Source organism: Streptomyces sp. NPDC006140, assembly GCF_040628815.1.
Classification (GTDB): Bacteria; Actinomycetota; Actinomycetes; order Streptomycetales; family Streptomycetaceae; genus Streptomyces.
In genome coordinates this window covers 214,550-238,260 of the sequence record NZ_JBEXTS010000004.1, presented here as the reverse complement: position 1 = coordinate 238,260, position 23,711 = coordinate 214,550, and the positions used below count along the sequence as shown (strand labels likewise).

Genomic DNA, 23,711 nt, shown 5'->3' with positions numbered 1-23,711 from the left:
GGACAGTTCAGCGCCGTCGCAGACGGACGGCCAGGGCGGCGCCGCCGGTGAGCACCAGCACCGCCGCGGCGCCGCCCGCCAGCATGGGCGTGGACGGACCGGAGGCCGGACGGCCGGGCGCGGAGGCCGGCGGCGACGGAGGGGCAGCCGCCCCGTCCGCCTCCTCCTTCTCCCTCTTCTTCTCGTCCTCCGTGTCCGGGAACACCACGTCCGAACACGAGTAATAGGTGTCCGGCGTGCTGCTGTTCTGCCAGACCGTGTACAGCACGTGCCGCCCGGCGCGGTCGGACGGCAGGGTCACCTCCATGCGGTACGCGCCGTCCGTCAACGCCGGGTCCGTCACCTCCGCGAACGGCTTCTCGGGCAGGTCGGCCCAGGACAGCGGACCGGCCGGGTCGTATCCCGGCTTCGTCAGGTACATCCGGAACGTGCCCTTGTGCGGGATCGTCGAGACGTACCGCAGGGTCAGCGTCGCGCCGGGCGCCACCTCGGTCGCCGGCCAGTCGGCGCGGGCGAGGTCGAGACCCCGGTAGGCGGGCAGGCCGCCGCTGCACAGCTCGCCGTCGGGGATCGTCTGCCGGTCCCGGCCGGCCACGTTCGCCACCCGCAGGTTGTCCCACGCCGTGAAGGGCGCGCCGTTCGCGGCGACGGCCGCGCGGCACGCCGCCGAGTCGGCGCGGTCACCGCCCTCCGGGGAGCAGGCCACCACTCGGCTCACCGGATCCGTCGGCGCGCCGTGCGCGCTTGCCGGGCCCGCCGCCCACAGCGGCAGCAGCAGCGGAGTCAGCAGGGCGGCCGCGAGCGCGGTGCGGTGTGCGGTCGTACGGGGCATGCCTCTGCGTCTCCTCGGCCGGGATGGGGCAGTCGGTCATGCAGTACGGGAAACCGGCCCGGCGCGTTCACCTCGCCACGAGCCGTTCGAAAAGGGGCCATTCACGCCCGGCGCCCCCGCCATAGAGGGTGGGACGCCGGCCGGATCGAGGGTTTCCCCCGTATCCCGATGACCTTCCCTTTGCCTATCGTTCGACCACAGCTGACCCACAGGTAACCCCGAACGGTCCGCTCCCCACTCGCGCCTGGCCGGCCATCGCGTCGCTCTTCGCTTTTCGAACCACCCCCCTCCGCTTCGACGACGAAGCGACTCCACCGCCGCTCCGCCCAGCCCGGAGTCCGGCCACGAAAGGCAACGACCGTGCGTACCTCCCCAGAGCTCAGACGGAAGCTGATATCCGTCGCCGCCGTCTCCGTCGCCCTGCTGACCGCCGCACCCGCCTCGGTCGCCGTCGCCCAGGAGTCCGCGCCCAGCCCCGCCGCCGTCCCGGCCGCGCAGACCGAGGCCGCCCCCGGCACCACGGCCGAGCGGCTCATCGTCGGCTACAAGTCGGGCGCCACCGAGGCCAAGTCCAACAAGGCGGCCGCCGCCGACGCCGCGGCCAAGGCCGACAAGACCGGCGAGGACGTCGACTTCCAGCGCCGCCTCGGCACCGGTGCCGCCCTCGTCGAGCTGGGCGCCGACCCCAGCCGGGCGTCCGTCGCCGACGTGGTCGCCGCGTACCAGGCTGACCCGCAGGTCGCCTACGTCGTTCCGGACCGTCTGAACAAGCCGACGGCCGTCACTCCGAACGACACCGAGTACAGCAAGCAGTGGGACCTGTTCGAGTCCACCGCGGGCATGAACGTCCCGGCCGCCTGGGACACCACCACCGGCACCGGCGTCACCGTCGCCGTCATCGACACCGGCTACGTCGCCCACTCCGACCTGGCGGCGAACATCGTCGGCGGCTACGACTTCATCTCCGACACGGCCGTCTCCGTCGACGGCAACGGCCGCGACAGCAACCCGGCCGACCCGGGCGACTGGTACAACGCCAACGAGTGCGGCGCGGGCATCCCGGCGTCCACCTCCTCCTGGCACGGCACGCACGTGGCCGGCACCATCGCCGCCGCCACCAACAACGGCAAGGGCGTCGCCGGCATCGCCTACGGCGCGAAGATCTCCCCGGTCCGCGTCCTCGGCAAGTGCGGCGGCTACGACTCCGACATCATCGACGCCATCACCTGGGCGTCCGGCGGCACCGTCTCCGGCGTGCCCGCCAACACCAACGTCGCCAAGGTCATCAACATGAGCCTCGGCGGGGGCGGCGCCTGCTCCACCGCCACCCAGAGCGCCATCAACGGCGCCGTGAACCGCGGCACCTCGGTCGTCGTCGCGGCCGGCAACGAGAACACCAACGCCTCCAGCTCGTCCCCGGCGAACTGCAGCAACGTCATCACCGTCGCCGCCACCAACCGCGCCGGCAGCCGCGCCTCGTACTCCAACTACGGCACGGTCGTCGACATCTCCGCCCCCGGCGGCGAGACCCGCACCACGACCGCCAACGGCATCCTCTCCACGCTGAACTCCGGCACGAAGACGCCGTCGACCGAGAACTACACCTACTACCAGGGCACCAGCATGGCCACCCCGCACGTCGCGGGCCTCGCCGCCCTGATGAAGTCGGCCAACTCGGCCCTCACCCCGGCGCAGATCGAGTCGGCCATCAAGGCCAACGCCCGTCCGCTGCCCGGCACCTGCTCCGGCGGCTGCGGCGCCGGCCTCGCGGACGCCGCCAAGACGGTCCAGGCCGTCAAGGGCGGTTCGTCCACCGGCACGACCTTCTCCAGCACCACCGCCGTGGCCATCCCGGACAACGGCGCCGCGATCGAGTCGCCGATCAGCGTCACCGGCCGCAGCGGCAACGCCCCCTCGGCCCTCCAGGTCGGCGTGGACATCACCCACACCTACCGCGGTGACCTCGTCATCGACCTGGTCGCGCCGGACGGTTCGGCGTACCGCCTGAAGTCGGCCGCGTCGGACTCCGCCGACAACGTGAACACCACGTACACCGTGAACGCCTCCAGCGAGGTCGCCAACGGCACCTGGAAGCTGCGCGTCCAGGACACCGCGGCGCAGGACACGGGCACGCTCAACAGCTGGAAGCTGACCTTCTGATGACTTTCCGAGTCGTCTGATCCTCCCTCGGGAACGCTGAACGGGGCAGGCCGCGAACGGGCGGGCCGGCCGGTGCGGATGGGGCACCGGCCGGCCCGCCTTCACGTCTGCCCCTACAACCCCCACAGTTAGATACCGAACGCGCTGTTTTCTTTCACCAGTTGCGCTTGTTTTGCCGGATGTGCACCCGCACTCCGGCACACTGGTGTGGTGAGCGCCGTCTGAGGGTGAGTTATCGTGTACGGGGGGTAAAAACAAACGGCATGACCCGTTCATTTCTGTCCCGGGAGAGTTCAGTCGATGGCGAGGCAGTTGCGAGCCGAGCAGACCCGCTCGACGATCATCACGGCCGCCGCTGACCTGTTCGACCGTCGCGGCTACGAATCGACCAGTCTCAGCGACATCGTGGAGCACGCCCAGGTCACCAAGGGCGCCCTCTACTTCCACTTCGCGGCGAAGGAGGATCTCGCCCACGCGATCCTCGAACTCCAGTCGCATACGGCCCGTCGGCTGGCGACGGAGACGGACAACCGCGGCCACACGTCCCTGGAGGCGCTGATGCGCCTCACGTTCGGCATCACCCGCATGTCCGTCGAGGACCCGGTGCTGCGGGCCGGCCTGCGGCTCGCCACCGGCGGCATCCGGCCCCGGCCGCCGCTGAGCCATCCGTTCACGGAGTGGCTGGACATCGTCACGGCCCGGCTCGTCGGCGCGGTCAAGGAGTCCGACGTCCACCCGGACATCGACATCGACGTCGTGGCCCACTCGCTGGTCTGCTTCTTCGTCGGCACCCGGGTCGTGGGCCGCTCCCGCGAGCCCGTCGCCCGCCAGCCCCGCCGGACGGCCGAGATGTGGAACATACTCATCCGCGGGCTGGTCCCGGTGACCCGCCGCGCCCGCTACCTCAGCCTGGCGGCCCGCCTGGAGCGGGAGATCGCGCCCGTGTGACCGGGGGCGCTCCCGTCGGGGTGAGGGGCGCGCCCGTTACGGTGAGGCACATGCCCGACACCCCTTCCGCGCCCGTGCTCCTCGGCAACCGGCCGGGCTCCTTCCCCCACAGCGTGCTGGCCGAGCGGCACCCCGCGATCATCCGCCAGGTCCGCGACGCCTTCCCGTACGAACCCGGGCAGCACCGCGCGCTCGACGAGCTGCTGGCCAACTGCACCGAGGGCGAGATCGAACCGCTCCCCGCCGACGCGCACGACCGGGACCGCTGGGACAGCTGGGGGATGCGCGCGTACGCCGGCCGGTCCTGGTTCGACGTGCCGTGGCTGTGGGCCGAGAGCTGGTTCTACCGCCGACTGCTCCAGGCCGTCGGCTACTTCGGCCCCGGCCCCTGGCAGGACATCGACCCCTTCCGCCCCTTCAAGCTGGCCGAACTCGACTCCGCCGAGACCGACGAGGAACTGGCCGCGCTCGACGACCTCGCCGGCCGGCCCGCCGCCGAACAGGAACAGGCCCTGCTGCACGGCTCCCTCTGGGGCAACCGCGCCGACCTCGGCTTCCGCCTCTCCGCCGAAGGCGCCCGGGACGCGGACGCCGCCCCCGGCCTCGTGGCCGACGACAGCGACCTGCTCTGGTCACTGCTCGACACCGCGGGCCGAAGCCCGGGCACCCTGTGCCTGGTCGCGGACAACGCGGGCCGCGAACTCGTCCCCGACCTGCTCCTCGTCGCCCACCTCCTGGCGAGCGGCCGCATCGGACAGGCCGTCCTGCACGTCAAGCCGTACCCCTACTACGTCTCCGACGCCACGACCGCCGACGTCGTCGACGCGCTGCGCCGGCTCACCGCCGCCGGGGGAGCGGCCGCCGCGTACGGACGGCAGTTGTGGTCCGCCCTGGCCGACGGCCGCCTCGCCCTGCGCGCCCACCCCTTCTCCAGCGCCCCGCTGCCCTACGCGGACATGCCCGGCGATCTGCGCGCCGAGTTCGCCTCGGCCACCCTCACCCTCCTCAAGGGCGACCTCAACTACCGTCGCCTGGTGGGCGACCGGCTCTGGGCGCCGACCACGCCGTTCCCGGACGTCACCGCGTACTTCCCCGGCCCGGTGGCCGCCCTGCGCACCCTGAAGTCCGACGTGATCACCGGCCTCGACAGCCGTGTCGAGGCGGACCTGGTCGCGGCGGAGGACCAGCGCTGGCGCACCAGCGGCACACACGCGCTGATCCAGGTGAGCACCCCTGGCTAGGGCCAGACCACCTGCGCGTCCTGCCATACGCCGTCGATTCACGCGATGGTGTGATCATGTCCCGGCTCGTGGATGCCGACGCGGGGTGCCGGGTAGGGCCCCGGCCATGACGCAGCCGTTCGAACTCCCGCACTTCTACATGCCGCACCCCGCGCGGCTGAACCCCCATGTCGAGGAGGCCCGTGCGCACTCGACCGAGTGGGCGCGCGAGATGGGCATGCTGGAGGGATCCGGCGTCTGGGAGCAGGCCGACCTCGACGCGCACGACTACGGCCTGCTCTGCGCCTACACCCACCCCGACTGCGACGGCCCCGCCCTCTCCCTCATCACCGACTGGTACGTGTGGGTCTTCTTCTTCGACGACCACTTCCTGGAGATGTACAAGCGCAGCCAGGACCGCGCCGCCGGAAAGGCCCACCTGGACCGGCTGCCCCTGTTCATGCCGCTGGACCTCGCGACCCCCGTACCGGAACCGGAGAACCCGGTCGAGGCGGGCCTCGCCGACCTGTGGGCGCGTACGGTGCCCGCGATGTCCGAGGACTGGCGCCGCCGCTTCGCCGTGGCCACCGAGCACCTGCTGAACGAGTCGATGTGGGAGCTGTCCAACATCAACGAGGGGCGGATCGCCAACCCCGTCGAGTACATCGAGATGCGCCGCAAGGTCGGCGGCGCCCCCTGGTCGGCGGGGCTCGTGGAGTACGCGACCGCCGAAGTGCCCGCCGCCGTCGCCGGATCCAGGCCGCTCAGGGTGCTGATGGAGACGTTCTCCGACGCCGTGCACCTGCGCAACGACCTGTTCTCCTACCAGCGCGAGGTCGAGGAGGAGGGTGAGAACAGCAACGGCGTGCTCGTCCTGGAGACCTTCTTCGGCTGCACCACCCAGGAGGCCGCCGACATCGTCAACGACGTCCTCACCTCCCGGCTCCACCAGTTCGAGCACACGGCGTTCACCGAAGTGCCCGCGCTGGCCGTGGAGAAGGGCCTGAGGCCGGACGAGGTCGCGGCCGTGGCGGCGTACACCAAGGGGCTGCAGGACTGGCAGTCCGGCGGCCACGAATGGCATCTGCGCTCCAGCCGCTACATGAACGAGAACGCCGTGCGCGGGGGCAACCCCTGGCCCGGCTTCACCGGCATGGGCACCTCGGGCACCGACGTCCGCGCCCTGCTGGCCTCGGCCGGCGCCGAGCGGCTGCGTTCCTACACGCACGTGCCCTACCAGAAGGTCGGACCGTCGCGGATCCCCGACATCCGCATGCCGTTCCCGCTGGAGCTCAGCCCGCACCTCGACAACTCCCGCCGGAACCTGACCGACTGGGTGACCCGGATGGGCATCCTCGCCGAGGGCGTCTGGGACGCGGACAAGCTCAGGGCCTACGACCTGCCGCTCTGCGCCGCGGGCCTCGACCCGGACGCCACCCCCGAGGCCCTCGACCTCAGCTCCCAGTGGCTCGCTTGGGGCACCTACGGCGACGACTACTACCCGCTGGTCTACGGCCACCGCCGCGACCTGGCCGCCGCCCGGCTGACCACGGCCCGCCTGTCCGACTGCATGCCGGTCGACGGTGCCGAGCCGCCGGTCCCGGTCAACGCCATGGAACGCAGCCTGATCGACCTGTGGCTGCGCACCACCGCGGAGATGACGCCCGCGGCGCGGCGCACCCTCAAGGACGCCATCAATGTCATGACCGAGAGCTGGGTGTGGGAGCTGTCCAACCAGCTCCAGAACCGCATCCCCGACCCGGTCGACTACCTGGAGATGCGCCGGGCCACCTTCGGCTCCGACCTCACCCTCAGCCTGTGCCGGCTGGGTCACGGCCCGGCGATCCCGCCGGAGGTCTACCGCAGCGGCCCGGTCCGGTCGCTGGAGAACGCCGCGATGGACTTCGCGTGCCTGCTCAACGACGTCTTCTCCTACCAGAAGGAGATCGAGTTCGAGGGCGAGATCCACAACGCGATCCTCGTCGTGCAGAACTTCTTCGGCTGCGACTACCCGACCGGCCTCGGCATCGTGCACGACCTGATGAGCCAGCGCATGCGGCAGTTCGAGCACGTCGTCGAGCATGAACTGCCCATCCTGTACGACGACTTCCAGCTCACGCAGGAGGCGCGGGCCGCCATGGCGACCTACGTGGCGGACCTGCGGAACTGGCTGTCCGGCATCCTGAACTGGCACCGCGAGGTCGACCGCTACAAGGACGCCTGGCTGTCCCGGCGCGCCCACGGCTTCCTGCCGGACCGCCCGCCGGCCGTACCCGTGCCCGCGCTCGGCTGAGACCGCAACTTCCAGCCAAATCACCCCGGAACGGGACAGGACGGAACCCCCGGCGGCGAGCCGGGGGTCTTCCAGGGTGAGGAGAGAAAGACACCGCACCACACGGGGGAACACTGTGACCGACATCATCGAAAGGCCCGACGACCTCACAGAGCCGCGAGCACAGACACCCGCACCGGCCGAACTGGCGCCGTACGTCGCGCCGCTGCCCGTCCCGCCCGTCCTGCGCCCCGCGTCCGGCGACGTGCTGCGGGAGACCGAGATCGCCCTGCGCCCTGCCTGGGTGCGCCTGCACCCGCAGCTCCCGCCGACCCTGATGTGGGGCTACGACGGCCAGGTGCCGGGCCCGACCATCGAGGTCCGGCGCGGGCAGCGCGTGCGCATCGCCTGGACCAACCGCATCCCCGAGGACAGCGCGTACCCGGTGACCTCCGTCGAGGTGAAGCTGCGCCGGGACGGCCGCCCCCAGGCGAACACCGAGCCGGGGCGCGGCGGAGTCGAACCGAACAAGGACGTCGCCGCCCTGCCCGCCTGGTCCGTCACCCACCTGCACGGCGCCCAGACGGGCGGCGGCAACGACGGCTGGGCCGACAACGCGGTCGCCTTCGGCGACGCCCAGCTCTCCGAGTACCCGAACGACCACCAGGCGGTGCAGTGGTGGTACCACGACCACGCCATGAACATCACCCGGTGGAACGTGATGGCGGGCCTGTACGGCACCTACCTCGTGCGCGACGACGAGGAGGACGCCCTCCACCTCCCGTCCGGGAAGCGGGAGATCCCGCTGCTGCTCGCCGACCGCAACCTCGACACCGACGAGGACGGCCGGCTCAACGGCCGGCTGCTGCACAAGACGGTCATCGTCCAGGACGCGAACCCGGAGACGGGCAAGCCGGTCTCCATCCCGTTCACCGGCCCGTACAGCACGGTCAACGGCCGTATCTGGCCCTACCTCGACGCGGACGCCGGCTGGTACCGGTTCCGGCTGGTCAACGCCTCCAACGCGCGCATCTACGACCTCGTCCTCGTCGACGAGGAGAACAACCCGGTGCCGGGGGTGCTGCGCCAGATCGGCAGCGACGGCGGGCTGCTGCCGCGCCCCGTCCCGCTCGACTTCGACGAGGCGCTGCCGGCCCTGACCGCGGCCCCGGCCGAACGCTTCGACCTGCTGGCCGACTTCCGGGGCCTGGCGGGCCGCACGCTGCGCCTGGTCAACAAGGGCCGCAACCAGCCGCCGGGCGTGCCGGACCCGCAGGGTGACGTGCCGTACCCGGCCGTCATGGAGTTCCGGATCGGCGAGTCCTGCGAGCCGGACACCTTCGAACTGCCCACGGTGCTGTCCGGCTCCTTCCGCCGCCTCACCCACGACATCCGGCACGGCCACCGCCTGGTCGTCCTCACGCCGCCCACCACCAAGGGCGCCGGCGGGCACCCGGAGATGTGGGAGATGACCGAGGTCAAGCACGCGGGCGGCATCCGGGTCCCGACGGACGGGATCATCCAGATCACCGGCCCGGACGACAAGACCCGGACGTACCGGCGCACGGCCCGGACGTTCAACGACGCCCTCGGCTACACCCTCGCCGAGGGCAGCCACGAGCAGTGGAGCTTCCTCAACCTCGCGCCCATCGTCCACCCCATGCACATCCACCTGGCCGACTTCCAGCTCCTCGGCCGCGACGCGTACGACGTGTCCGGCTTCGACCCGGAGGTGGGCGGCACGCGCACGCCGATCCGGTACGACGCGGGCACACCGCTGCCCCTCGCGCCCAACGAACTCGGCTGGAAGGACGTCTTCCGGGTGCCCGGGAACCAGATGCTGCGCGTCATGGGGAAGTTCGACGGCGCGCACGGCCGGTTCATGTACCACTGCCACCTGCTGGAGCACGAGGACATGGGCATGATGCGGCCCTTCGTCGTGATGCCCGCCCAGGTGCTGAAGTTCGACCACGGCGGGGCCCACGGCGGGCACGGGGAGGGGCATTCGGGCTGAAGCGCTCGTCCGGGGCCACTGTCCTGGGGCCACTGTCCCGGGGTCACCGGCCCGGGGTCACTCGTCCGGGGCCGCGCAGTCTCACTCGTTCGTGGCTCGTCGGCCGCCGACGGGCCGGGTAGAGCACCTGCCGAGATCGTTCCGGCATCCGCCGGAGGCGATCGGCACCACCCGGAGGCGAGCCATGGAACAGACCGCGCTGCGACCCAAGCCGATGCCGGGCCAGGAGCCCGAGTCGTCGTCGGCGGCGGGGTCCGGACCGCCTCGCCGCCGCCCGCACGCCGCCCGGCGGCGCGGGCGGCGGCTGCTCAACGTGCTGCTCGCCGGGTTCGCCGGCGCCGTCCTGGTGCTGTCCGGCATCGGCCTGGGAGCGATGGGCGCCACGGTGGCCGGCCAGAGGGCGGTCCTCGACCCGCGCGGGTGGCACACGCCCCCGCTCACCCGTCCCTCGCCGTCCGCCGCCGCGTCCGGGCACGCGCCCGTCGCCGTGACCCTCGGCGTGCAGGTCATGGACGCCCGCAAGCCCGGGGCCGTGGTGGTCGGGCTGCACGTCCCCGGGCCGGCGCAGCAGGCGGGCCTGGTGCGCGGCGACGTCCTGCTGAACTTCGGCACGACCCGTATCGACACGGCCGCCGACCTGGTGCGAGCCGTCGCCCGGGCCCGTCCGGGCCGGGAGGTGAAGCTGACGGTGCGGCACCGCAGCGGCGGCTACCGGCAGCTGACGGTCGTCCCCGCCGTCGTCACGTGACCACGCGGAAGTGGCTCGTGAGCCGCCCCGCGTCGTCCAGGACGTGGAAGGCCAGCCCTGGCGGCGCCTCCCGGTCCGCGGCCTGCTCGCCCTCCCAGGGCAGCCGCAGCGTCCAGGTCACACCGGGTCCGACGACCAGCGGCCGGCCCGCGAACGAGGTGGCGGCGGCGGTGTGCGCGTGGCCGGTGACCAGCCCGACGATCTCGGGCCGGCGCTCCAGCAGCCCGGCCAGCCGGCCGGGGTCCCGCAGCGGGTAGGCGTCGGGCAGGGGGTGGTGCAGCGCCACCGGCGGGTGGTGGAAGGCGAGCAGGGCCGGAAGGCTGCCGTCGAGTTCGTCGAGGGTCGTCTCGATCCAGTCGTACGTCGCCGCGTCCAGCTCCCCGTCGTCGCGGCCCGGGACGCTGGAGTCGCACATCAGCACGGCACCGTCGTCGAAGACCTGCACACTGTTGACCGGCTCCTCGGTCCCCGGCAGCCCCAGCAGCCCCTTGCGGTAGGGCGCGCGGCTGTCGTGGTTGCCCGGGCAGGTGAGCACCGGGAACGGCGCGTCGCCCTCGCGCAGCCCCAGGATGCGGGCGGCCTCCTCGTACTCCGGTTCCGTGCCGTGGTCCGCGATGTCGCCCGTCACCAGCAGCGCGTCCACCTGCCCCGGCAGCTCCCACAGCCGGTCGCGCACCCGCTCGGCGCGTTCCGTCGCCCGCGCGCTCCCGTCGAGATGCAGATCGCTGATGTGTGCGAGTACGAGCACGGTCGCACGCCCTCTCGATTCGAGGATCTAATGAATGAAGGGAATCTAAGCATTAGCCTTGCCGTCCGGGCAATCCTCTTCCGTCCGTGGAGAGGCGGGGGTGATCCCCGCAGACGGCTCGCGCCGCCCCCTCCGGCCGGGCAGGATGCTGCCCGTAGCCCTTCGTCCGTCCTGGGAGGCCCGGATGACCGGAAGCACGGCCGCGTCCTTCACCGCCGACGACTACCGGGCCCGCCTGGAGCGCGCCGCGCGGGCGGCCGCCGAGGCCGGTCTCGCGGGCCTGCTGGTGGCCCCCGGCCCCGACCTGGTGTGGCTCACCGGCTACACGCCACCGGCGGTCACCGAGCGGCTCACCCTGCTGGTCCTCGCCGCCGGGCAGGACCCCGTCCTCGTCGTCCCCGCCCTGGAGGCCCCGGACGCGCAGCAGGCGGCCGGGGCACCCGCACTGACCCTGCGCGACTGGACCGACGGCAAGGACCCCTACGCCGCGACCGCCGCACTCCTCGACCCCCGCGGCCGGTTCGGCATCAGCGACAACGCCTGGGCCCTGCACCTGCTGGCCCTCCAGCAGGCCCTGCCCGGCAGTTCGTACGCCTCGCTCACCGAGGCCCTGCCCATGCTGCGCGCCGTCAAGGACGCGGCCGAACTGGAGCTCATGACGGCCGCGGGAGCCGCCGCCGACGCGGCCTTCGAGGAGATCCGGAACGTCCCCTTCGCGGGCCGCCGGGAGTCCGAGGTGGCCGCGGACCTCGACCGGCTGCTGCGCCGGCACGGCCACGAGCAGGTCGACTTCACCATCGTCGCCTCGGGCCCGAACGGCGCCAACCCGCACCACGAGGCCGGCGACCGCGTCATCGAGCGCGGCGACATGGTCGTCCTCGACTTCGGCGGCCTGAAGGACGGCTACGGCTCCGACACCTCCCGCACGGTCCACGTCGGCGAACCCACCGACGAGGAACGCCGTGTCCACGACATCGTGCGCGCCGCCCAGGAGGCCGGTTTCCGCGCCGTGCGCCCGGGCGCCGCCTGCCAGGACGTCGACCGGGCCGCCCGCGCGGTCATCGCGGACGCCGGGTACGGCGCGTACTTCATCCACCGCACCGGGCACGGCATCGGCGTCACCACCCACGAGCCGCCGTACATGATCGAGGGCGAGGAGCGGCCCCTCGTCCCCGGCATGTGCTTCTCCGTGGAACCCGGCATCTACCTGCCCGGCCGGTTCGGCGTACGCATCGAGGACATCGTGACCGTCACCGAGGACGGCGGGCGGCGCCTGAACACCACCACCCGCGAGCTGGTCATAGTGGAGTGACGCCACCGATGTCCCCACCACGCCTCCCGAACGGCAACGGCGCGACCATGACCCAGGCACCCACACCCACCGAGGACACCGTCCGCCGACTGGTCCGCTCCCTGCTCAAAGACAGCAAGGACGGCAAGGACGGCAGGAACGGCAGGAACGGCAAGCGCGGCGCGGGCGGCGGGGAGACCGCGACGAGCGGCGGCCCCGACGTCCGGCCCGCCACCGAGGGCGCCGAACCCGCCACCTGGTGGGTCGGCACCCGCCACGTGCTGCGCCTCGCCCCCGACCGCGAGGCCACCGCACGCCAGCGCCGCGAACTGCGCCTGCGCGACCTCGTCCGCCCGCACGTCCCGGTGGCCGTGCCGGCCAGCGTGGCGCACGGCGAGTGGGCCACCGGGCTGAGCTACACCCTGGACACCAAGGTGCCGGGCGGCTCGGGCGAGGAGCACGACGTGTCCGCCCTCGGCGAGGCCGACCTCGCCGGACTGCTCACCGGCCTGCGCGAGGTGCCGGTACGGCAGGCCGAGACCCTCGGCGTGCCGCGCGTCGTGCCGCGGTCCCTGGAGGCGCTGCGCCGGGCCGCCGTACGCGCCGCCGAACGCCTCGCCGAGGCCGACGAGTTCGACGCCGCCCGCCTGCACCAGCTCACCCCGCCCGGCGCGGCCCAGCTCGCCGCCCAGCCCGGCTCGGCCGTCCTCACCCACCACGCCCTGACGGGCGGCCACCTCGTGGTCAGCGCCGACGGGCGGGTGCGCGGCGTCCTCGGCTGGGCCCGCGCGGTCGTCGGCGACCCGGCCGAGGACATCGCGGGCCTCGCCCTCGCCGTCGGCTCACCCGCCGCCGTACGCGCCGCCACCCTCGCCGGCTACGGCGCCCGGCCGTGCCTGCGCGGCCTGTGGCTCGCCCGCTGCGACACCGTCGTCCACCTCGCCGAGGCCCTCACCACCGGCAAGGACGCCACCCTGCAGCGGACCCGGCTGCGCCGCGCCTGGGAGCCGATCCTGCTGGAACGGGTGACGGACCTGAGGGACACCGACGACGCCCTGTAGCGGGGCGGGCGGCGGAACACCGTGACACGCCTCAGTCCTGGACGAGCACCACGCCCGACTCGCCGGGAAGGTGCAGCACCCCGTCGTCCCCGGGTGTCTCGACGGGCTCCCAGGCGGCCAGCACGCGCGCGCGGGGCACGCCGAGCGACAGCGCGGCCGGCTCCGGCGCCAGGTTCACCGCCACGAGGACGTCCCCGCGCCGGAAGGCGATCCAGCGGCGCTCCTCGTCGTAGGCGACCTTGGTGTCGGCGAGGTCGGGATCGGTCAGGTCGGCCTGCTCGTGGCGCAGGGCGAGGAGCCGCCGGTACCAGGCCAGCACGCGCGCGTGGGGCTCGCGTTCCGGCTCGGACCAGTCCAGGCAGGAGCGGTCCCGGGTCGCCGGGTCCTGCGGGTCGGGAACGTCCTCCTCCTTCCAGCCGTGCGCGGCGAACTCCCGCCGCCTGCCCCGCCGTACGGCGTCCGCCAGCTCCGGGTCGGTGTGGTCGGTGAAGAACTGCCAGGGTGTGCCGGCCGCCCACTCCTCGCCCATGAACAGCATCGGCGTGAACGGCGCCGTCAGGATCAGCGTGGCCGCGCAGGCGAGCAGCCCGGGGGAGACCAGGGCCGAAAGCCGGTCTCCCTGGGCGCGGTTGCCGACCTGGTCGTGGGTCTGGCTGTAGCCGAGCAGCCGGTGCCCGGCCACGCGCGTGCGGTCCAGCGGGCGTCCGTGGTGCCGCCGGCGGAAACTGGAGTACGTCCCGTCGTGGAAGTAGCCGCCGGTGAGGGTCTTGGCGAGCCCGGCGAGGGGAGCGCGCGCGAAGTCGGCGTAGTAGCCCTGCGACTCGCCCGTCAGCGTGGTGTGCAGGGCGTGGTGGAAGTCGTCGTTCCACTGCGCGTGCAGCCCGAGGCCCCCCTCCGCGCGGGAGGTGATGAGCCGCGGGTCGTTCAGATCCGACTCGGCGACCAGGAACAGCGGCCGGCCCACCTCCGCGGCCTGGGCGTCCACGGCCGCCGACAGCTCCTCCAGGAAGTGGCACGCGCGCGTGTCCACCAGCGCGTGCACGGCGTCCAGGCGCAGCCCGTCGAGCCGGTAGTCCCGCAGCCACGCCAGCGCGCTGCCGATCAGATACCCGCGCACCTCGTCCGAGCCGGGCGCGTCCAGGTTGACCGCGGCCCCCCAGGGCGTGTGGTGCGTGTCCGTGAGGTACGGGCCGAAGACCGGCAGGTAGTTGCCGGACGGGCCGAAGTGGTTGTGCACCACGTCGAGCACCACGCCCAGACCGAGTTCGTGGGCCCGGTCGACGAAGCGTTTCAGCGCCTCGGGCCCGCCGTACGGCTCGTGCACCGCCCACAGCGAGACGCCCTCGTAGCCCCAGCCGTGCGTGCCCGGGAAGGGGCACAGCGGCATCAGCTGCACGTGCGTGACGCCCAGTTCGGCGAGATGGCCGAGCCGCTCGGCCGCCGCGTCCAGGGTGCCCTCGGGCGTGTACGTGCCCACGTGCAGCTCGTACAGCACCGCCCCGGCCAGCGGCCGCCCCTGCCACGCCGCGCGCCACGCGTACCGCTCGTGGTCGACGACCGCGCTCAGCCCGTCCGGGCCGTCGGGCTGCCGGCGCGAGCGCGGATCGGGCAGCACGGGACCGTCGTCGAGCGCGAAACCGTACCGGGACCCGTCGCGCGCCTCGGCCTCGCCCCGCCACCACCCCACCCGTTCCGGATCGCGCTCCAACGCGCGCGTGACGCCGTCGCACTCGAGCGTCACTCGGCCGGCCTGCGGTGCCCACACCTCGAACTGCACGGACGGTTCCCCTTCGTCTGCTCACCGTGATGTAGCCCGTCCATGGTGCGTCAAACGCGATCAATCCGCTGGCGCATCCACCCATTTGCGGCGGGTCTCGCCGGGTACGCGTGCGTGGCGGGCGTTTTCCCGTTTCCTGGACAGCCCGGCCGCGCTGCCCGACAATCACGAGCGTGACGTCGTCCTTCGAGTTCAACACGTACCCCGCGCGGCTCTCCGACGCGGAGCGCGACAGGGCGCTGCAGGTGCTCCGCGACGGCGTCGCCCTGGGCCGCCTGTCCCACGACACGTTCATCCGCCGCATGGAACTGGCGCTCGCCGCCCGCCGCGCGGACGAGCTGGCGGTGCTCACCGCCGACCTGCCCACGGAGAGCCGGTTCTCCCGCGTGGTGTTCGGCACCGTCGAGGCGGTCTCCGGGTTCACCGTACGGCTGCGCAGGGCGTGGCAGGCCGAGAAGCTGCCCAAACTGCTGCTGCCCCACCCGGCCCACGGCCACCCGCTGCGCATAGGCCGCGACCCCGCCAGCGGACTGCGCCTCAACCACGAGACGGTCTCCCGCGTGCACGCCGAACTGCGCCACCAGGGCGGCATGTGGGTCCTGCGGGACCTCGGCTCCACCAACGGCACGACGGTCAACGGACGGCGGGTCGTCGGCGCCGCCGTCGTCCGCGAGGGCGACCAGGTGGGCTTCGGGCGGATGATGTTCCGGCTGTCGGCCGACTGACCGGAAAGTGAGCCCCACCTCAGCCCTGGCCTGGGGATTACCAGGTGTCGATGCCCGGGGCGTGGCTCAAATGCCTTTGCCCTCCATGGTGTTGACGTACCCCTGAAGTCGTGACTGACTGTGCGTACGCCATCTACACCTGGTGAACCGACGGCATCGCATGGGGGAGGTGTGCCCTGCCGCCCCTGCCGCGCTACCCGACCGTCGACGAACTGGGCGCCCGGGCCGCCGCCCTCGTCGCCCGCCGTCCCCGTGACGCCCGGCTGCGCCGGGTCGGCACCTCCCGCGCGGGCACACCGCTGTGGCTGCTCTCCGTCGGCCACGGCAGCCGCCAGGCCCTGGTCGTCGCGGGCCCCCACGCCAACGAACCCGTGGGCGGTGCCACCGTGCTGCGCCTGGCCGAGCGGGCCCTGGCCGACCCGCGGCTCACCGAGGCCGCCGACGCCACCTGGAACCTGCTGCTGTGCCTCGACCCGGACGGCTCGCGCCGCAACGAGGGCTGGCTGACCGGCCCCTACACGCTCGGCCGGTACTTCCGGAACTTCTTCCGGCCCGGCTTCCTGGAACAGCCCGAGTGGCTGCCCGACGGCGCGGCCGGCGCCGCCCTGCCGGAGACCCGTGCCCTCCTCGACGTCCAGGACGAACTGCGGCCGTTCCTCCAGTGCTCCCTGCACGGCGTCGACGTCGGCGGCGGCTTCGTCGAACTCACCCACGACCTGCCCGGACTCGACCGGCGCCTGACCCGCATCGCCGCCCGGCTCGGCATCCCCCGCGAACTCGGCGCCTACGACGCCCTGTACTGGCCCGGCCTCGGACCCGCCGTCTACCTGATCCCGCCGCCGCGCCGGGCCGGCCTGGCGGCGGCCATCACGGAGGCCGCCGTCGAGTCGACGTGGTTCCACCCGGACCGGCACGGCACCGTCACCGCGGTCGTCGAGGCGCCCATGTGGGGCGTGGCGGCCGTCTCGGACGGCTCCCCGTCCGCGGACCGGGACGCGGTGCTGCGGTCCGTCAGCCGCGCCCTGCGCCGCGACACGGCCCTCCTGCGGCAGGTGCTGACCAGGATCCGGCCGCATCTCACCGGCGTGCCCGACGCGGCGCGCCTGCTCGCCCCGGTCGACGACTATTTACTGGTCTGCCCCGGCCTCGCCGACGCCTGGGACCCGGACACCGGCGACGGCGCGGCCCACCCCCTCCCGCCCCTGAGCAGCGCCCACCTGGCCGCCCTGCGCATCTCCGGGCGACGGCTGGCGCTGCGCACCGCGGGACTGCTGCACCAGCTCGTGCGGGCCGCCGGGCGCGACCCGGCCGGGGCCCTGCCGGAGCTGGACCTGCTGATCGACGAGTGGTGCGCCGACTACCGCGACGGCTGCGGGGCGCGCTGGATCCCGGTGGCCCGCCAGGCGGAGTACCAGGCGCGCGTGGTGCTCTCCGCGTTCGAGCTGGCCGGACGGCACCCGCGCGCGGGCTCCGGTGCGGCGGAGCCCGGGGTGGGGGTGCGGGGCGGCGGCGCCGACGCGGCGGGGATGACGCCCTGACGGGGCCCGTCTCTTCGGCTTCCTACGGCCGGCTCTCCCTATTCGGCCTCCTCGCGCGCGTGCAGCGCCGCCGCGACCACCGTGCGGGACTGGTGCTCGACCTGGTGCTGCAAGGGCACCCAGCGGGCGCGGAAACGTTCCGCGAAAGCATCGCTCCACATCGCGACGAGTTCCTCGAGCTGTTCCGCCGCCCGGTCGTCGGTCCCGCGCAGCGCCCGCCGCAGCATGGCCGCCGCCCGCAGCGGCACCCGCCGCGCGAACGCGTCCACGCTGCCCACGTACGCCCGGGTGCGGTCGGCGGGCGGGGTGTGGACCAAGTCGGCGGCCAGCCCCGGCACCAGCTCCAGCCCCCACCGGGCGGCCCGCAGCAACGGCCCGTCCAGGTCCGCCAGCCGGGGCAGCGCGCCGTCGAGCACGCGCGTCACCTCCAGCGCGTCGCGCTGCAGCCGGCGCGCGAGCCGGCCGATCGCCGCCGCCGGAGCCGGATGCGGAGCCGGATCGTCCACCAGGTCGCTCGCCCACATCGGCACCTCGACCACGGCGGTCAGCCCGCCGTACCGGTGGGCGTGGTACCAGGTGCTGTGCCGCGCGTCGTCGGGCAGGCTCGGGTACGCCGGTCCGGCCTCCGGCGCGGGCATCACGTGCACGCCCGGCCCGGACGCCGGCCAGCCCGCGGCGTCCGACGCGCCGGTCTCCACCGGGATGTGCAGCTCGGCCGCGGACTTGGCGAACGGCTCGGCGAGCCCGGGCACGTCCTTCGTCAGCTGCACCCAGCTGCCGCCCAGGTCCGTGCCGTGCAGGGTCACCTGGAGGTAGGGGCGCAGCTCGTCGATGACGCCGGTCAGGGCCCGGGTCTCGGGCGGCAGCCGGTCCGGCGGCAGCACGGACGGGGCCCACTCCGGCTGCTCGGGCCCTGCGGGGCGGAAGAAGCCGAGGTGGTAGTCGAACAGGCTGCGCGGCGCCGGCGTCACATGCAGGCTCGCCCCGTCCGGGTCCGCGCACAGCAGGAAGTGCCAGGAGATGCCGTCGCGCAGCTCCCGCTGCTCCAGCACCCGCCGGGCGACCGCGAGCAGGGTGCAGGATCCGGTCGGCTCGTTGGCGTGGGCGCCGGCGACCACCAGCACCGCGCGGCGGGCCCGGCCCACGGACAGCAGGTGCAGAGGTCTGCCCGCCCGCGAGGAACCCACCTGCCGCAGGGTGCACACACCGGGGCGGTGGGCGGTCAACGCCCGGGCAGCAGAGACCAGTTCGGTCACCGTCGGGTAGCGCAGCTCCGGCAGGACACTCACCCCCGTCACATCCGCCCGAGTTCGCAATCGCAGTACCCCACGGCCATGGGGCGGTGTCAAGGGCGCGACGGGGGAGGCTCCAGGGGGCGCCCGGAAGCACTGGCCCGGGCGGCACGGGCGGCGCGACCGGCCCGGGCGGCACGGGACGCGCCACCGGCACCGGACGCGCCACCGGCACGGGACGACTACCGCTGGTGCAGCCCCCGTCCCGCCAGGGTCAGGAACGCCTCGCCGACCGCCTCGGACAGGGTGGGGTGCGGGTGGACGTGCCGGGCCACGTCGGACGGCTCCGCGTCCCAGCCGACGACCAGCTGGCTCTCGGCGATCATCTCCGACACGTGCGGGCCCACCAGGTGCACGCCCAGCACGCGTCCGCCGGCCTCGGCGACGACCTTCACCAGGCCGCCCCGCCCGTGCACCATGCCCTTCGCCACGGCGGTCAGCGGCATGCTGTTGGTCACCACCTCGTGCCCACGCGCGCGTGCCTCGGCCTCGGTCAGCCCCACGGCCGCGGTCTGCGGCGACGAGTACGTGACACGGGGCACCGCCGCGTAGTCCACCGGAGCGGAGGGCACACCGGCCAGCGTCTCGGCCACCAGCAGCCCCTCCGCGAACGAGGCGTGGGCCAGTCCGAGCGACGGCGGCGGCAGCAGGTCGCCCACGACGTGGACGCCGGGCACGGCCGTCTCCAGCCGGTCCCAGTCGGCCGGCACGACGAAACCGCGCCCGTCCGTGGCGAGGCCCGCGGCTGCCACGTCCAGGCCGTCGGTGACCGGGGCCCGGCCGACCGCCACCAGCAGCCGCTCCGCCGCGACCGTGAGCGTCTCGCCCCGGTCCGTGCGCACCCGGGCGCGCACCCCGTCGTCGAGGACCTCGGCGTCCAGCAGCCGTGCACCGGCCCGGACGTCGATGCCGCGCTTCTTCAGACCGCGGGTCAGATGACGGCTCACCTCGGCGTCCTCCAGCGGCACGATCCGCTCCGCTGCCTCCACGAGGGTGACCTCGGCGCCCAGGGAGCGGTGGAAGGAGGCGTACTCCACGCCGATCGCGCCCCCGCCGAGCACCAGCACGGACGCCGGGAGCCCGGGCGCGAAGAGGGCGTCGTCGCTTGTCACCACGCGCCGCCCGTCCGGTTCGAGCCCCGGGAGCGTGCGCGGTCGTGAGCCGGTCGCGAGCACCAGCCCACGGCGCGCGGAGAGGTCCTGCACGCCGGGTTCGCCGTGCGCACCCGCCACGCGCACGGACCGCGGCCCCGTCAGCCGGGCGCTCCCCGCGATCACCCGCACGCCCGCGTGCCCGAGATGCGCCTCCACCCCTCGGTGGTTGCGGGCCACGATGTCGTCCCGGGTGGCCACCAGCGCCGGCCAGTCCACGGCGTCCAGGGTCGCCTTCACGCCCCAGCGTTCACGCGCCTCGGCGATGCCGTCGACGAGTTCGGCCGCGTGCAGCATCGCCTTGCTCGGGATGCAGCCGCGGTGCAGACAGGTCCCGCCGACCTTGTCCCGCTCGACGAGCACGACCTGCAGACCGAGGGCCGCGGCGCGCAGGGCGGTGCTGTAACCGCCGGTGCCGCCGCCGATGACGATGACGTCGGGTGAGTCCATGCCCACAGCCTCCGCCCGGCCCTTGCCATGAGTCCAAGGCAATGTTCTTGTGGAACCGATGCAGGGCGTTTATGGGGGAGGGGCCTTGAAGGCGTTCTTGGGGGAGGGGCCTTGAGCCTGCGGCAGATGGAGTACTTCCTGACGGTCCTTCAGGAGGCGTCCTTCACCCGCGCGGCGGAGGTCCTGCACGTCTCGCAGCCCGCGCTGTCCCACCAGATCAAGGCCCTGGAGCGGGCGGTCGGCGGCGCGCTCCTGGAGCGCATGCCGCGCGGCGTGCGCCTGACCCCGATGGGACGCGCCTTCCGGCCGCACGCCGAGCTGGCCGTGCGCAGCGCCGTCCAGGCCCGCCGCGCGGCCCGGGCCGCCGCCGGCGCGGAGGGCGGCGAACTCCATGTCGCCGCCGTGCACTCCGTGGCCGTCGGCGTCCTCCCGGACGTCTTCGCGCGCTGGCGCGCCGCCCACCCGCGCGTGCTGCTGCACCTCCACGAGTACGCCACCTCGCAGGCACTGGAGGAGCAGGTCGAGCGCGGCACCGCCGACCTCGCCGTCGGCCCGGCGCCCGTGGACTGGCCGGGCACCGTCATACCCGTCGGCGAGGAGGACATCGTCCTCGTGGTGCCCTTCGACGACCGCTTCGCGGGCCGTACGACGGTGACGCTGCCGGAGCTGGCCGACCGCCCCTGGGTGCGCTGCGCCATGGAACCGGTCGTCCACGGCGAGCGCTTCCTCGACTGGGCGTGCGGACGCGCCGGTTTCTCCCCGCGCACCGCCGTGTTCACCGAGCACACCTCGACGGCGGTACGGATGGCAGCGGCGGGCGTCGGCGTCTGCGCCGCGCCCGCGCCCCTCGTCCGGGACGCGGTCGGCGAGGGCGGTGTCGTCCTCACCCCCGACCCGGCGTGGCGGCGCACGGTCACGGTCTTCTCGCGCGTCCCCCCGACGGGCGCGGCGGAGGCGTTCGTGGACCTGCTGCGCTCGGCGTGGCCGCGCCTTCCCGTCCCCCTGAGGGAGTACGAGGACTGCCCCCAGGACGGCCCGGCTGTCGCCTGAGCTCAGTCGCCCGCCCTCTCCAGCAGCGCCACGGGGAGACCCGCGAACAGCTCCGCCACGCGCGCGTGCCCCGTGAACTCCCGGCCCGGCTCCAGCACGTCCGCCCAGCGGCCCGGCGGCAGGGGCAGCACGGTGTCCCGCCAGCCGCCCGCCTCGGCGAGCCGCAGCGACAGGCGGGTCACGGCCGTCACGACCTCCCCGGACCGGGCGAACGCCAGGCAGTGCCGAGCCGCCGCGCCCTCCGCCGGCAGCGCCATGTAGGTCGCCGTGTCGCCGAACGCGTCCGGCCGCCGGGCCCGCAGCCCGAGCGCCGCCCGCGTCACCGCCGCCTTCTCCGCGGAGCCGCCCCCGGCCTCCTCGGGCGGGAAGCCCACCGCCCGCCGGTTGTCCGGGTCGACCAGCGCCCGGTACTCGGCCTCCGTCCCCTGGTAGACGTCCGGCACCCCCGGCATCGTCAGCTGCACCAGGGCCGTGCCCAGCACGTTGGCCCGGATGTGCGGCTCCAGGGAGTCCCGGAACGCGGCGATCCGCTCACCCGGCGCCCCGCACGGACCGGCCGCCACGAACCGCGCCACCGCCTCCTCGTACGACGGCTCCTGCTCGGTCCAGCTCGTGTACAGGCCCGCCTCGCGCACGTGCTTCAGCAGCGCGCCCTGTACCCGCTCGGCGGACCCGGACGCCGGGCCGAGCCCGAACACCGTCTGCCAGGCCGCCCACGCCAGTTGCGCGTCCGGCACGCCCTCGCCGGTGCGCGTCACCTCGGCGAGCACGTCCGCCCAGCGGTCCGGGCACTCGGTGAGCACGTGCAGCGCCGCCCGGACGTCCGCGCTGCGCTTGGTGTCGTGCGTCGAGGCCACCGTCCCGGTCACCGGCCAGTCCCGCTGCACGCGCGCGCAGTACGCGTGGAACTCCTCCGGCGACAGGGCGGGGCTCCCCGGGTTGCCGCCCACCTCGGTGGCCGACAGCAGCGGCACATAGCGGTAGAACGCCGTGTCCTCCACGGACTTCGCCCGCAGCGCCGACGACGTCTGCGCGAACCGCGTCCGGAACTCCACCTGCGCGGGCCCGTCGCCGTACCGCCCCAGTACCAGGTCCCGTACGACGTCCACCGCGCCGGCCTCCTCGGGCACGGCGAAGGCGAGCCGGGCCTCGGCCGCGGCCTCCTCGGTGACCACGGCCGCCGCGTCGACCGACTCGTAGGGCCGGTAGACCTCCAGGCGCACCAGCAGCTCCTGGAGCGCGGTCCGCAGCGCCCAGGGCGCGCGGTCGCGCAGCGCCGGCTCCGGCGAGGCCGCGCACAGCCGGGCCACCACCCGCACCAGCCGGTCCGTCTCGGTCGCCAGCTCGTGCGTGAGGACCTTGTACGCCGCCCGCCGCACCGTCGCCGCCCACTGCCCGCCCCGGTCCGTCTGGGGGGCCGCGAACCGCCGGTACTGCCCCAGGAGGTCCCCGAATCCGGCCGGGTCGGTGAAGACCCCGTCCACGTGCCGCAGGGCGTCGTAGCCGGTGGTGCCCGCGACGGGCCAGGAGGCCGGCAGGTGCTCGCCGTCGGCCAGGATCTTCTCCACGACCGTCCAGCGGCCCCCCGTCGCCTCGTGCAGCCGCGTGAGGTAGCCGTCGGGGTCGGCCAGCCCGTCGGGGTGGTCGATGCGCAGCCCGTCGATCACGCCCTCGTGCAGGAGCTGGAGGATCTTGTCGTGGGTGGCCTCGAACACCTCGGGGTCCTCCACCCGCACCCCGATGAGTTCCGAGATGCTGAAGAACCGCCGGTAGTTCAGCTCGGTCCGGGCCAGCCGCCACCACACGGGCCGGTACCACTGAGCGTCCAGCAGATGCGGCAGCGGCAGGTCCTCGGTGCCCTCGCGCAGCGGGAACACGTGGTCGTGGTAGCGCAGGACGTCCCCGTCGACGCGCAGGTCGCCGAGCACGTCGCCCAGCGGTCCGCCGAGGACCGGCACCAGCACCTGGCCGTCCTGGGCCTCCCAGTCGATGTCGAACCAGCGCGCGTACGGCGACTTCGGGCCCTCGCGCAGCACCTCCCACAGGGCCCGGTTGTGGCGCGGGGACATGGCCATGTGGTTCGGGACGATGTCCACCACCAGCCCGAGTCCGTGCCCGCGCGCGGTGCGCGCCAGCGCCCGAAGCCCCTCCTCGCCGCCCAGCTCCTCGCGCACGCGCGCGTGGTCGACGACGTCGTAGCCGTGCGTCGAGCCCGGCACCGCCTCCAGGACGGGGGACAGGTGCAGGTGCGAGACGCCGAGCGAGGCCAGGTACGGCACGACGGCCGCGGCTGCTCCGAACGGGAACTCGGGCTGCAGCTGCAGCCGGTACGTGGCCGTGGGCACCACCGGGTCAGGTCGCTCAGGTGTCATGGAAACGTACGTACCCGCCCCACCGCCGTTCGTGTCATCCCTCGCGCCAGGTGCGCCGCGCG

At 73.8% G+C, this 23,711-nt stretch carries 16 protein-coding genes and 1 pseudogene; 11 read left to right on the top strand and 6 right to left on the bottom strand.

Features of this window, described 5'->3' with window-relative positions; translation table 11 throughout:
* Nucleotides 1–7 precede the first annotated feature (7 nt).
* Nucleotides 8–832 carry a lytic polysaccharide monooxygenase gene (locus ABZ386_RS13785; protein ID WP_351334753.1) on the bottom strand — a complete coding sequence of 275 codons (825 nt, stop codon included), beginning with the start codon at nucleotides 830–832 and terminating at the stop codon, nucleotides 8–10.
* Between the two features lie 360 nt (nucleotides 833–1,192).
* On the opposite strand from ABZ386_RS13785, the gene ABZ386_RS13780 reads away from it, so the two are divergent.
* The 6 genes from ABZ386_RS13780 (at nucleotide 1,193) to ABZ386_RS13755 (ending at nucleotide 10,194) form a co-directional block, all read left to right on the top strand.
* The gene (locus tag ABZ386_RS13780; protein WP_351334755.1) at nucleotides 1,193–2,992 is read left to right on the top strand and encodes a S8 family serine peptidase; all 1,800 of its coding nucleotides are present in this window, start codon (nucleotides 1,193–1,195) and stop codon (nucleotides 2,990–2,992) included.
* Nucleotides 2,993–3,292: 300 nt separating this feature from the next.
* Complete coding sequence (locus tag ABZ386_RS13775) at nucleotides 3,293–3,940, top strand: ScbR family autoregulator-binding transcription factor (protein WP_037759049.1); 648 nt, start codon at nucleotides 3,293–3,295, stop codon at nucleotides 3,938–3,940.
* Between the two features lie 50 nt (nucleotides 3,941–3,990).
* A complete protein-coding gene (locus ABZ386_RS13770) occupies nucleotides 3,991–5,181 on the top strand; it encodes a damage-control phosphatase ARMT1 family protein (protein WP_351334760.1) in 1,191 nt (396 codons plus the stop codon).
* Between the two features lie 106 nt (nucleotides 5,182–5,287).
* Entirely contained in the window at nucleotides 5,288–7,453 is a 2,166-nt protein-coding gene (gene cyc2, locus ABZ386_RS13765) for a germacradienol/geosmin synthase Cyc2 (RefSeq protein ID WP_351334763.1), read from the top strand.
* 124 nt (nucleotides 7,454–7,577) lie between these two features.
* Nucleotides 7,578–9,446 (top strand): O-aminophenol oxidase PhsA, encoded by a 1,869-nt coding sequence (phsA, locus tag ABZ386_RS13760; RefSeq protein WP_356670074.1) that lies wholly within the window; start codon nucleotides 7,578–7,580, stop codon nucleotides 9,444–9,446.
* A 184-nt stretch (nucleotides 9,447–9,630) separates the two neighbouring features.
* Entirely contained in the window at nucleotides 9,631–10,194 is a 564-nt protein-coding gene (locus ABZ386_RS13755; RefSeq protein WP_351334766.1) for a PDZ domain-containing protein, read from the top strand.
* Here ABZ386_RS13755 and ABZ386_RS13750 read toward each other — a convergent pair.
* Entirely contained in the window at nucleotides 10,187–10,942 is a 756-nt protein-coding gene (locus ABZ386_RS13750; protein WP_356670725.1) for a phosphodiesterase, read from the bottom strand. The genes ABZ386_RS13755 and ABZ386_RS13750 overlap by 8 nt on opposite strands.
* A gap of 184 nt (nucleotides 10,943–11,126) precedes the next feature.
* On the opposite strand from ABZ386_RS13750, the gene ABZ386_RS13745 reads away from it, so the two are divergent.
* Both ABZ386_RS13745 and ABZ386_RS13740 read left to right on the top strand, forming a co-directional pair.
* Nucleotides 11,127–12,254, top strand: a complete 1,128-nt coding sequence (locus tag ABZ386_RS13745) for an aminopeptidase P family protein (protein ID WP_356499856.1) — start codon at nucleotides 11,127–11,129, stop codon at nucleotides 12,252–12,254.
* 47 nt (nucleotides 12,255–12,301) lie between these two features.
* Nucleotides 12,302–13,294: an aminoglycoside phosphotransferase family protein gene (locus tag ABZ386_RS13740; protein WP_358964900.1), complete on the top strand. Its 993-nt coding sequence runs from the start codon at nucleotides 12,302–12,304 to the stop codon at nucleotides 13,292–13,294.
* A 31-nt stretch (nucleotides 13,295–13,325) separates the two neighbouring features.
* Here the strand turns inward: ABZ386_RS13740 and treZ are convergent, their stop codons facing one another.
* Nucleotides 13,326–15,071 (bottom strand): malto-oligosyltrehalose trehalohydrolase, encoded by a 1,746-nt coding sequence (gene treZ / locus ABZ386_RS13735; RefSeq protein ID WP_356499854.1) that lies wholly within the window; start codon nucleotides 15,069–15,071, stop codon nucleotides 13,326–13,328.
* 173 nt (nucleotides 15,072–15,244) lie between these two features.
* Between treZ and ABZ386_RS13730 the strand changes: the two genes are divergently transcribed.
* Both ABZ386_RS13730 and ABZ386_RS13725 read left to right on the top strand, forming a co-directional pair.
* Nucleotides 15,245–15,796, top strand: coding sequence for a DUF1707 and FHA domain-containing protein (locus ABZ386_RS13730; RefSeq protein ID WP_351334775.1), 552 nt, complete (start codon nucleotides 15,245–15,247; stop codon nucleotides 15,794–15,796).
* A 176-nt stretch (nucleotides 15,797–15,972) separates the two neighbouring features.
* Nucleotides 15,973–17,326: pseudogene (locus ABZ386_RS13725) on the top strand (M14 family zinc carboxypeptidase).
* A gap of 46 nt (nucleotides 17,327–17,372) precedes the next feature.
* Here ABZ386_RS13725 and ABZ386_RS13720 read toward each other — a convergent pair.
* Complete coding sequence (locus tag ABZ386_RS13720; RefSeq protein ID WP_351334778.1) at nucleotides 17,373–18,623, bottom strand: M14 family zinc carboxypeptidase; 1,251 nt, start codon at nucleotides 18,621–18,623, stop codon at nucleotides 17,373–17,375.
* Between the two features lie 185 nt (nucleotides 18,624–18,808).
* The gene (lpdA, locus tag ABZ386_RS13715; protein WP_351334781.1) at nucleotides 18,809–20,227 is read right to left on the bottom strand and encodes a dihydrolipoyl dehydrogenase; all 1,419 of its coding nucleotides are present in this window, start codon (nucleotides 20,225–20,227) and stop codon (nucleotides 18,809–18,811) included.
* 111 nt (nucleotides 20,228–20,338) lie between these two features.
* On the opposite strand from lpdA, the gene ABZ386_RS13710 reads away from it, so the two are divergent.
* Nucleotides 20,339–21,277, top strand: coding sequence for a LysR family transcriptional regulator (locus tag ABZ386_RS13710; protein ID WP_358964789.1), 939 nt, complete (start codon nucleotides 20,339–20,341; stop codon nucleotides 21,275–21,277).
* A gap of 2 nt (nucleotides 21,278–21,279) precedes the next feature.
* Here the strand turns inward: ABZ386_RS13710 and treY are convergent, their stop codons facing one another.
* The gene (gene treY / locus ABZ386_RS13705) at nucleotides 21,280–23,649 is read right to left on the bottom strand and encodes a malto-oligosyltrehalose synthase (protein ID WP_356673195.1); all 2,370 of its coding nucleotides are present in this window, start codon (nucleotides 23,647–23,649) and stop codon (nucleotides 21,280–21,282) included.
* Nucleotides 23,650–23,711 lie beyond the last annotated feature (62 nt).

What these genes read in the sequence shown, in the direction of transcription:
- ABZ386_RS13785 (WP_351334753.1), bottom strand. Translation starts at nt 832, where the DNA reads ATGCCCCGTACGACCGCACACCGCACCGCGCTCGCGGCCGCCCTGCTG.
- ABZ386_RS13775 (WP_037759049.1), top strand. Translation starts at nt 3,293, where the DNA reads ATGGCGAGGCAGTTGCGAGCCGAGCAGACCCGCTCGACGATCATCACG.
- ABZ386_RS13770 (WP_351334760.1), top strand. Translation starts at nt 3,991, where the DNA reads ATGCCCGACACCCCTTCCGCGCCCGTGCTCCTCGGCAACCGGCCGGGC.
- cyc2 (WP_351334763.1), top strand. Translation starts at nt 5,288, where the DNA reads ATGACGCAGCCGTTCGAACTCCCGCACTTCTACATGCCGCACCCCGCG.
- ABZ386_RS13755 (WP_351334766.1), top strand. Translation starts at nt 9,631, where the DNA reads ATGGAACAGACCGCGCTGCGACCCAAGCCGATGCCGGGCCAGGAGCCC.
- ABZ386_RS13745 (WP_356499856.1), top strand. Translation starts at nt 11,127, where the DNA reads ATGACCGGAAGCACGGCCGCGTCCTTCACCGCCGACGACTACCGGGCC.
- ABZ386_RS13740 (WP_358964900.1), top strand. Translation starts at nt 12,302, where the DNA reads ATGACCCAGGCACCCACACCCACCGAGGACACCGTCCGCCGACTGGTC.
- lpdA (WP_351334781.1), bottom strand. Translation starts at nt 20,227, where the DNA reads ATGGACTCACCCGACGTCATCGTCATCGGCGGCGGCACCGGCGGTTAC.
- treY (WP_356673195.1), bottom strand. Translation starts at nt 23,649, where the DNA reads ATGACACCTGAGCGACCTGACCCGGTGGTGCCCACGGCCACGTACCGG.